Source organism: Arthrobacter sp. Y3225116, from assembly GCF_059091245.1.
In genome coordinates, this window is the sequence record NZ_JBNHGL010000126.1 from 1 (window position 1) to 8,610 (window position 8,610).

At 66.6% G+C, this 8,610-nt stretch carries 8 protein-coding genes; 1 reads left to right on the forward strand and 7 read right to left on the reverse strand.

Translation table 11 applies throughout. The features are described from left to right. Positions 1 to 90: 90 nt before the first annotated feature. The 7 genes from AC5RV2_RS11745 to AC5RV2_RS11775 all read right to left on the reverse strand — a co-directional run bounded on the left by AC5RV2_RS11745 (position 91) and on the right by AC5RV2_RS11775 (position 6,755). Positions 91 to 1,425: a DUF2254 domain-containing protein gene (locus tag AC5RV2_RS11745; protein ID WP_494092478.1), complete on the reverse strand. Its 1,335-nt coding sequence runs from the start codon at positions 1,423 to 1,425 to the stop codon at positions 91 to 93. Next, positions 1,422 to 2,054: a CG0192-related protein gene (locus tag AC5RV2_RS11750; protein WP_494092479.1), complete on the reverse strand. Its 633-nt coding sequence runs from the start codon at positions 2,052 to 2,054 to the stop codon at positions 1,422 to 1,424. Before AC5RV2_RS11750 ends, AC5RV2_RS11745 begins: the two co-directional genes overlap by 4 nt. A gap of 172 nt (positions 2,055 to 2,226) precedes the next feature. Further along, the gene (locus AC5RV2_RS11755) at positions 2,227 to 3,129 is read right to left on the reverse strand and encodes a diacylglycerol/lipid kinase family protein (protein WP_494075853.1); all 903 of its coding nucleotides are present in this window, start codon (positions 3,127 to 3,129) and stop codon (positions 2,227 to 2,229) included. Between the two features lie 234 nt (positions 3,130 to 3,363). Then, entirely contained in the window at positions 3,364 to 3,861 is a 498-nt protein-coding gene (locus AC5RV2_RS11760; protein WP_494092480.1) for an SRPBCC family protein, read from the reverse strand. A 13-nt stretch (positions 3,862 to 3,874) separates the two neighbouring features. Further along, the gene (locus AC5RV2_RS11765) at positions 3,875 to 4,207 is read right to left on the reverse strand and encodes an ArsR/SmtB family transcription factor (RefSeq protein WP_493977146.1); all 333 of its coding nucleotides are present in this window, start codon (positions 4,205 to 4,207) and stop codon (positions 3,875 to 3,877) included. 160 nt (positions 4,208 to 4,367) lie between these two features. Next, positions 4,368 to 5,408: a hemolysin family protein gene (locus AC5RV2_RS11770; protein WP_494075855.1), complete on the reverse strand. Its 1,041-nt coding sequence runs from the start codon at positions 5,406 to 5,408 to the stop codon at positions 4,368 to 4,370. Then, positions 5,409 to 6,755: a hemolysin family protein gene (locus AC5RV2_RS11775; RefSeq protein ID WP_494075856.1), complete on the reverse strand. Its 1,347-nt coding sequence runs from the start codon at positions 6,753 to 6,755 to the stop codon at positions 5,409 to 5,411. A 302-nt stretch (positions 6,756 to 7,057) separates the two neighbouring features. Here AC5RV2_RS11775 and AC5RV2_RS11780 point away from each other — a divergent pair, with 302 nt between their 5' ends. Continuing rightward, on the forward strand, positions 7,058 to 8,494 hold the full coding sequence (locus AC5RV2_RS11780; protein ID WP_494092481.1) for an amino acid permease: 1,437 nt from the start codon (positions 7,058 to 7,060) through the stop codon (positions 8,492 to 8,494). Positions 8,495 to 8,610 lie beyond the last annotated feature (116 nt).

Here is an 8,610-nt window from a genome sequence, read left to right on the forward strand (position 1 = left end):
CCTGGGGCATCGGCGCGGCTCTGGTCCTCGCCGCCGGCGCCGCCACCGCCGTCGTGCTCCGCAGGAATCGCGGCGTGAAGTAACGCCGGGCTACCGGCTGTGGCTGTGGTCGGCGGGGTCCGTCTCGTCGGAAGAAAGCGCCTCGAGGCGCCGGAGGTCCTCGGGATGCAGCCCGGGCTGGTCCCGCAGTGCCTCGAGGAGTAATTGCATCTGCCGGTCCAGGGCCGGCGCGTGTTCGGCGTGGCCCTCGGCACGGACGTGCGCGGTGAGCATGCGCAGGACCCGAAGCAGCGCGGCGACCACCTCCGGCTGGTTCAGGCAGGTCTGGCGGAGCTGGTCGAAGGCATGGTTGATGTATTCGCGGTGGTCCAGGTTCCACGGCTGCACGAGGACCCGGCCTGCTTCGTCCCTGAGCGCCTCCGGAGCAAGCGGGGCGGTCAGGACCGCCCGCAGGAGGCTGCCCAGTCGCAGGATGACCTCCACGGCGGTCGTGGGGTCGTTGACGGCCGGGCTCAACGCCCGCAGGCCGATGTCAACGAGCTGCCGGATGGCGAAGTCGACGTCCTGCAGCATGGTCCGCGCGGCGGCCACTTCAAACGCGCCGGTCAGCCTTTCCCGGCTGCGCTCCGGCGGGGCCGGCCACACGGTGACCAGCGGCTCGCCGGCATGGATGTAGGCCCCCACGCGGGTCTCCATCCGCACCGTTGTACCGGCGGGGACTGCTGCCAGAAGCTGGCCGCTGTCCACCTGGCTGACCCATCCGCTGGCCTGGCTGGGGACGACGGCGGCATCCTCGGGGACAGGGAACTCTGCGGGGTCCACGCGCTGCAGGCCGGCGGGCACCCGGTCGCGGGCGGCAACGACGGCTCGGCCCTCGACCGCGATGACACGGGCGACGTTGCCCACCTGCAGGCCCCGGGCGAGATGGTCCAGGTGGACGATGATCCCCACCACCGTCACCAGCGTGAGGACGACGGCGATCGTCAGGGATACGCGCGGCGCAGGCTCGGTGGGTTCCCCGCTCAGGCTCGGCAGGATGAGGACGCAGTAAAAGAACGTGGCAACCAGCAGGCCGATCACCGCCTGGCTCAGCCGGTCCCGGATGAACGAGCGCATGACGCGGGGTGAGAACTGATCGCTGGCCAATTGCAGGCTGACCACGGTGAGCGAGAAGACGACGCCGACCGTGGTGATCATCGCGCCGGCGACGGTGGACAGCAGCCAGGTGGCGGCATTGCTGCTCATCGCCAGCGTGAGCGGCACGGCAGCATCGTGGCCGAGGGCGTTGTCGACCGCGGTGGCACCGATCGCCAGGGCGATGCCGGCCAGCATCACCACGGCCGGGAAGAGGAAGAGGCTCTCCTTGAAGCGGTAGCGGAAGGCTGCAAGCCGCAGGCCCCAGGCCTGCCCCGGGGCCTGCTTCACCAAGCGGAGGCGAGGATCAGCGGCGGCTGGCCCGGCAGCGAGCAGGTCAGCGTCAGGGCGGTGGCCGGCCGCTCCTGGGAACCGGGGGCGCGGTATACGGTGAGCGTCAGCGGGTTGGCGTCGATCGTGGTGACGCTGCCCTCGGTGGTGGGCACCGCCGTCGTCGTGGTGGGAACGATGCCGCCGGGGCCGCCGCTGCCGCGCACCGGGAGGGCGCCGGTCGCCGGCTCGAGCTTTCCGTCCACGTCGCGGAACACCTCCGCGCCCGAACCGCCCTGGATGATGACCGTGGCCAGCGCGGCGGCATAGACCGGGTCGGCGCAGGCGTCGTAGATCCAGCGGTCGCCGAGCACCGAGTGGTCCATGGTGCCGGCAAGGAACTGTTCAGCGCCGGGCAGGGGCGCGCCGCGGTAGGTCAACGGGACGTGCAGCACGGGACCGTTGCCGGCCCGGACCAGGTGGGTTTCCATGCCGACCTCCCCGTCCGGATCGTCGAAGCGGAAGGCACCAAGGTGTTCCAGTTCGGCGGCGTCTGCCCCGAGTTCTTGGAACCACGGCTGTTCGGGCACCCATGCCGCCAGCAGCTCTTGCTTGGTGGGATTCAACACTGCGTCGTAAATGATGGCCATGTGTGTAGCCTACTCACGCGGGGGTCCCAGACCGTACCTGCGCGCATCGCATCGCGAATCTCCGCGTGGGCCGCGACCCGGTGGCAGCGCCTTCGGCCGGCCGGTCCGGTTCCTCCTCATCCGAGGGCGGCCACTGCGGTGCATCAGCAGCAACTGTCCTTCAAAAATGCCCTCACCCGAGAATCGGCAGGGCGGCCGGGGCGCTCTCGACCCTGACGAAAGTTCCGGCGTCAACAGATTTCACCTCGCCGTCGACCTGATATGGCAGGGGCTTAAGCGTGGTGAACTCGTAGCTGCTCACGCTTGGCTGGTCCCCCAGCCCTTGGGTAGTGGCGCGCAGAGCCTTCAGCAGTACGCGCCACTTGGACATGTGGGGGAAAATGATGACTTCGAATTTTCCATCCGCAAGTTTGTCGTCGGCCTCGCTGAGCGTGGCGTACTTCGCCATCTCGGCTATGTTGGCGAAGACGATGCTGTCGAACTTCCGGCGTTTTCCGTCGCTTTGGCGGATTTCGAACGGCTGAAACTTCGAGAACGTACGCACCACGGAGAACATCTCCTTGAGCGCGCCCTTGCTCCCCTTTTCCAAGTCGATGGCCATCACCGGCGTCAGTCCGAATCCCACGTAGGAGTGCGCATATTCTCCCGCGGCGTCCGGTCCTTGGCCCGTGTGGATGCGCAGCAAGTCGATATGCCTCGTCCGTCCCAAGGCGACGGCTTCCGCTAGCGGCATCGTGCCAGTGGTCCGCCGGTGGTCGTTCGCATTCCCTGCAGCCATCACGGCGCACACGGCGTCCGGGTTACCACTTTGCATAACACCGTTGACTACTTCGTTATACCCTCCGTCGCCGCTGACCGACACTATGAGAACGTCATGGGTTGAGGCCGCCGCGTCACGGGCCAGCATGACCGCGTGGCCGGCATGGCCGGTCGGTTGCAGTTCGATGTCCGGTCGGTAGGAAAGCTGACCTCGCAGCTCATCGCGGAACTGCTCAGCGAGCTTCGGTGCGTCCCCGGTGCTGTTGGGATTGTAGATGATGATAATCGCTGCAAAGGTCCGAGTGATTTCCCTCATGCACTCCAGTATGCAACCACGAAGGCCGCCGAGTCGCGGGGCATTGACCGAGCGACGGGACAGGCGAATTCACCTCGTCCAGGAGAACAGGTCAATTCACCTAGTCCCGCGGGACGAACCGGCTTCCGAGGCCGGGATGAGAGCCTGGCTGGCGCAGAAAGTGCAGGCGCACGCGCAGTCTCCTTATGCCTGTCCGCGACCGGGTTCAGACGGACGCGGGCTCGGCGACCGGGTTCAGACCGACGCGGGCTCGGCGAGGATGGCATCGATCTGGCCCATGGCTCCCTGCATCCCCTCGACCATCCCCATCTCGAGCATCTTCTCCAGCTGCTCGGCGGACTCGAACCTGGACTCGGTGGTCATCCGGGTGCGGCCGTCGATGGATTCCAGCGTCACGGTGGCGTAGGTGGTGCCCATGTCCGCCACCGGCTCGCCGTCGTCGTCCGCAAACCCGTCCTCGAAGGCCAGCCGGTGCGGGGCCTCGATGGCGGTGAATTTCCACCAGCCGCCGGCCGTCTCGCCGTCCGGCCCGGTCATGTAGTAACTGGCCCGGCCGCCGAGAGTGAACTCGTGCTTGGCGAAGGTGGCGGGCCACTCGGGGGGCCCCCACCAGCGTTCCAGCTGGCGCGGGTCTTCCCAGAGCTGCCAGACGCGCTCGACGGGTGCGTCGAACTCGGCCACGATGGTGAACTTCAGGCCCTCGAGGTCCTGCTTGGTGTCGGTGATCGGCATGACGGTGTCCTTACTATCCCTTGGCGAGAATGTCCTGGATCCGGTCAACGCGTTGGCGCCAGAGCATCTCGTATTCGTCGAGCAGGCGACGCGCTCTTCGCACTCCTTCAGGATGAGGCCGCACCATCTGCTCCCTTCCGCGCTTCTCCTTAACCACCAGGGAAGCCCGTTCCAACACCGCGACGTGTTTCTGTACCGCGGCGAAACTCATCTTGTACCCCGCCGCCAGACCCGACACCGAGAACTCGCCGGTGAGCACCCGGGCCACGATGTCGCGGCGGGTAGCGTCGGCGAGCGCTTGGAAAAGGCGGTCCAACTCGAGGTCACTGACTTGATCTACAACCATTTGGTTGCAGGTTAGTCCCTGGGTCGACAAGGGGTCAAGGGTCTGGCGTACCGAACTTCGGAGTACGGCTCGCCGAGTCCGGCTCAACGGCCGACTCGGCGAGCCCACGGCGGATTGGAGCGGCCTCGCCTCTATGCAACTTCAGGTCTGCCCTGCAGCGTCAGGCGCGGGTGCTGCGGCTGTCGTCACGGATTTGTCCGACGAGCTCTTCCAGCATGTCCTCGAGCGTCACAATCCCGTACGGGCGTCCGGAGTCGTCGATGGCAAGCGCCAGGTGTGCCCCTTCCCGCTGCATGCGGTGCAACGAGGACCGCAGCGCGGCGTTCAGGTTCACCTGCGGCAGGTCGCGGACCAGGCTGGCCGGCAACGGCTGGTTTCTGGCCGCTGCATCGAGTCCGAGCAGGTCCTTGACGTGGACGTATCCTTTCAACTCCCCGGTGGCAGACTGAACCGGGAAGCGGGAGAAGCCGTTGGCGGCGACCTGTTCGATCTGCTCCGGGGTGCATCCGGACGGAAGGGTGGTGACCTTGCTGAGCGGGATCACGATGCTCTCGACCGACCGTTCCTCGAAAGTCAGGGCACCGAGCAGGAGGCGTTCATCCTGCTTGTCGAGCAGCCCGCCTTCGCGTGACTCTTCGACCAGGCCGGCCACCTCGTCGCGGGTGAACGTGCTGGCGACCTCGTTCTTGGGTTCGACCTTGAACAGGCGCAGGATCCCGTTGCCGATGGCATTCATGCACCACAGCAGCGGTTGCAGGATGCGGACGACGACGACCAGTACCGGCCCGAGGACGAAGGCCATCCGCTCGGGTCCGGCCAAGGCGATGTTCTTCGGCACCATCTCGGCGAGGACCACGTGCAGGAACGTCACGACGCTCAAGGCAATGGCGTAGGCGATCGGGTCGATCAAGCCTGCGGGGACTCCCCAGGCGCTGAAAGGCCCTTCAAGGGCGTAAACCACCATGGGTTTGGTGACGTAGCCCAGCGCCAGGGAGCAGACGGTGATGCCCAGCTGCGCGCCGGCCATCATGAGCGAGACGTTCTCGATGGCCCACAGGGTCATCTTGGAGGCCCGGCCGCCTTGCTCTGCTCGGGGCTCGACAATGCTTCGGCGTGCAGCGATGAGGGAGAATTCTGCGCCGACGAAGAAGAAGTTCGCGGCGAGCAGGACGATGGTCAGGATGATTCCGGCGGCATCCACTTAGCGGCCCTCTTCTTCGGTGCCGAGGGGCGTGGCGGTGGCGAGGAGCTTCGAAATCCTTGCACCGTCCATCTCCTCGACGCACAGCTCGATTTTGGCTGCCGGGTGGCCATGGGACTGCTCCGTCACCAGTTCGACGGTGTCTCCGGGCTCGGCGATCCGGCCCAGATGGAGGGTCAACAGGCCGGCGATGGTGTCGTACTCGGTGCCGTCCGGAATGGCGTGACCGAGGATCTCTGTCGCTTCATCGGGGCGCAGTGCGCCGTCGAGACGCCACACGCCGAAGGGCAGGCGTTCACTGCTGCCGTCGTCGGGGTCGTGTTCGTCCACGACTTCACCCACGAGCTCCTCGACGAGGTCCTCCAAGGTGATCAGACCGGCCACGTCACCGGTCTCGTCGATCAGAATCGCCATCTGGAGGCCGCCGGCCCGCAGCGTGTCCATCAGGTCGTCGAGTTCAACGGTGTCCGGGATCAGCGTGGGGGCATCCATGATCTCGGTGACGCTGCGGCGGCCGCGGTCGAGAAAGGGCACGGCCAGGCCGCGCCGGATGTGGACGATGCCCAGCACCTCATGGGACCCGGGCTCCATGACGGGGAAGCGTGAGTGGCCGCTGGCGGCGGCGATGGCCAGCATCTCCTGAACGCTTTGATCGGGGGCGACAGAGACTATCCGGGTACGGGACGTCATGGCGTCGTGGCCGCGCCGGGCCCCGAACGCGAACGACCGGCGGACCAGTTCTGCGGTCTCCTCCGGCAGTACGCCCTGCCGGGCCGAGTGGCGCACCAGAACGGTCAGCTCCTCGGCGGAACGGGCGGACGCGAGTTCTTCCTGCGGCTCGATGCCCATCGCGCGGACCAGTTTGTTGGCGGTGCCGTTGAAGAACACGAGCAGTGGCTTGGTCGCGGCGCTGAATCCGCGCTGGAAGCCTGAGACGGCACGCGCGGTGGCCAGCGGTTTGGCGATCGCCAGGTTCTTGGGAACCAGCTCGCCGAAGACCATGGTCAACACGGTCGCCAGGACCAAGGCGATAGTGATGGAAACGGAGCGGGCCGCCGGCTCGGCCAGCCCGGCATCCATGAGGGGACCCAGTACGAGGACGGCAATCGCCGGTTCGGCAAGGAAGCCGATGCCCAGGTTGGTCAGCGTGATGCCCAGTTGGGCGCCGGACAGCTGGGTGGAAAGCGTGTTCATCGCCTTCAAGACGCCGACGGACTTCTTGTCGCCGGCCGCTGCGGCGTCCCTGACCGCGTTGCGATTGACCGTGATCAGGGAGAATTCGGCCGCAACAAACAAGCCACAGCCGGCGACCAGGAGGAGGCCGCCGAGGATCGACACCAGTTCCACTTACAAACACCCCCCTGCTGCTTTTCTCGGAGTATTTTCGAGGGTCAGCAGGGGGCATGGACTATGCCCCGGACTGTCACCGGGAGTGGACATCAGATCCTCTCAAGATCAAAAGACACAAAAGGCCCGCGACCTAGTCGTCGTGGACACCACAATTTTGCCATTGCCGACCCGTGCACTGCAAAAGACGGATCCCTTGCCGGCCATCGAACCGCGGTGCGGCCGGCTTGCCGGCGGGGCGTAGAATTGATTGGCCGCATTTTCTACACCGGCCGTCTCCCTCCAGCAAGGTTGTTTCTCCCATGCCGCAACTCGCGTCCGCGCTCGCGCGTGGCCTGACTGTCCGCCACATCCGTTTCATGGCCCTCGGTTCCGCGATCGGCACCGGCCTGTTCTACGGCTCGGCCGCCGCGATCCAGGCCGCCGGTCCGGCCGTGCTGCTGGCCTACGCCATCGGCGGAGCCGCGGTCTTCCTGGTCATGCGGGCGCTGGGCGAGATGGCGGTGCGGCACCCGGTCTCCGGGTCGTTCGGCCAGTACGCCAGCCGCTACCTGGGCCCGTTCGCGGGGTTCATCACCGGCTGGACGTTCGCGTTCGAGATGGCCATCGTCGCGATCGCGGACGTGACGGCGTTCGGCATTTACATGGGCTTCTGGTTCCCCGAGGTGCCGCGCTGGATCTGGATCCTCGCCGTCGTGTTCTTCATCGCCGCCCTTAACCTGGTCAAGGTCAAGGTGTTCGGCGAGACCGAGTTCTGGCTGTCGCTGGTTAAGGTCGCGGCGATCATCGCCATGATTGTCGGCGGCGCCGCGATCATCGTCTTCGGCTTCGGGCTGCCGGACGGAGCCAACCCGGGACTGGAGACCATGCTGGGGTCCGGCGGCTTCTTCGCCAACGGGTTCTGGGGGCTGCTGGCCTCCTTCTCCATCGTGATGTTTGCGTTCGGCGGAATCGAGACCATCGGCATCACGGCGGGCGAGGCAAAGAACCCGAAGAAGGCCATCCCGGGCGCGATCAACACGGTGCCGGTGCGGATCCTGCTCTTCTACGTCTGCACCCTGGCCGTGCTGATGATGATCTCGCCATGGGACCGGATCGACGGTTCCACCAGCCCGTTCGTGCAGATCTTCGACATGCTGGGTATCCCGGCGGCCGCGCACATCCTCAACGCCGTGGTGATCACCGCCGCCATTTCCGCCATCAACTCCGACACCTTCGGTGCCGGGCGGATGATGTACGGGCTGGCCGAGCAGGGCCATGCGCCGAAGGCCTTCGCGAAGATCTCCCGCCACGGGGTGCCGTGGATGACGGTGGCGACGATGGCCGCGGTGCTGCTGGCTGGCGTCGTGCTCAATGCGCTCCTGCCGGAGTCCCTGTTCCTGATCGTTGCGTCGATCGCGACGTTCGCCACCGTCTGGGTGTGGCTGATGATCCTGCTCTCCCACATCGCGATGAAGCGGGAAATTGCGCGGAAGGGGCTGCCGGCCTCGGAATTCCCGGTGCCGTTCTGGCCGGTGGCGTCCTACCTGGCGCTGGCGTTCATGGTGTTCATCGTGGTGCTGCTGGGCATCATGCCGGACACGCGGGTGGCGCTGGTGGTGGGCTGCGCGTGGATCGCCCTGCTGTTCGTGGCCTACCGCTTCGGCGTCAAGGGCGCCGGGCGGCGCCGCGCGGAACTGGTGGACGAGACCGGTGTGGACGCGGCTGCGGAGGCTACTCCGGCACCGGTAGAGCAGTAAGTCAGGCGCCCATGGAGCAGTAACCCGGGCGCCGCGGAACCATAGCGGTTTCGTAGCCGGCGTCGGGCGGGCTCAGTCGACCAGCGCAGCCCGGGCGACGGCCCCGCGCCGGATGA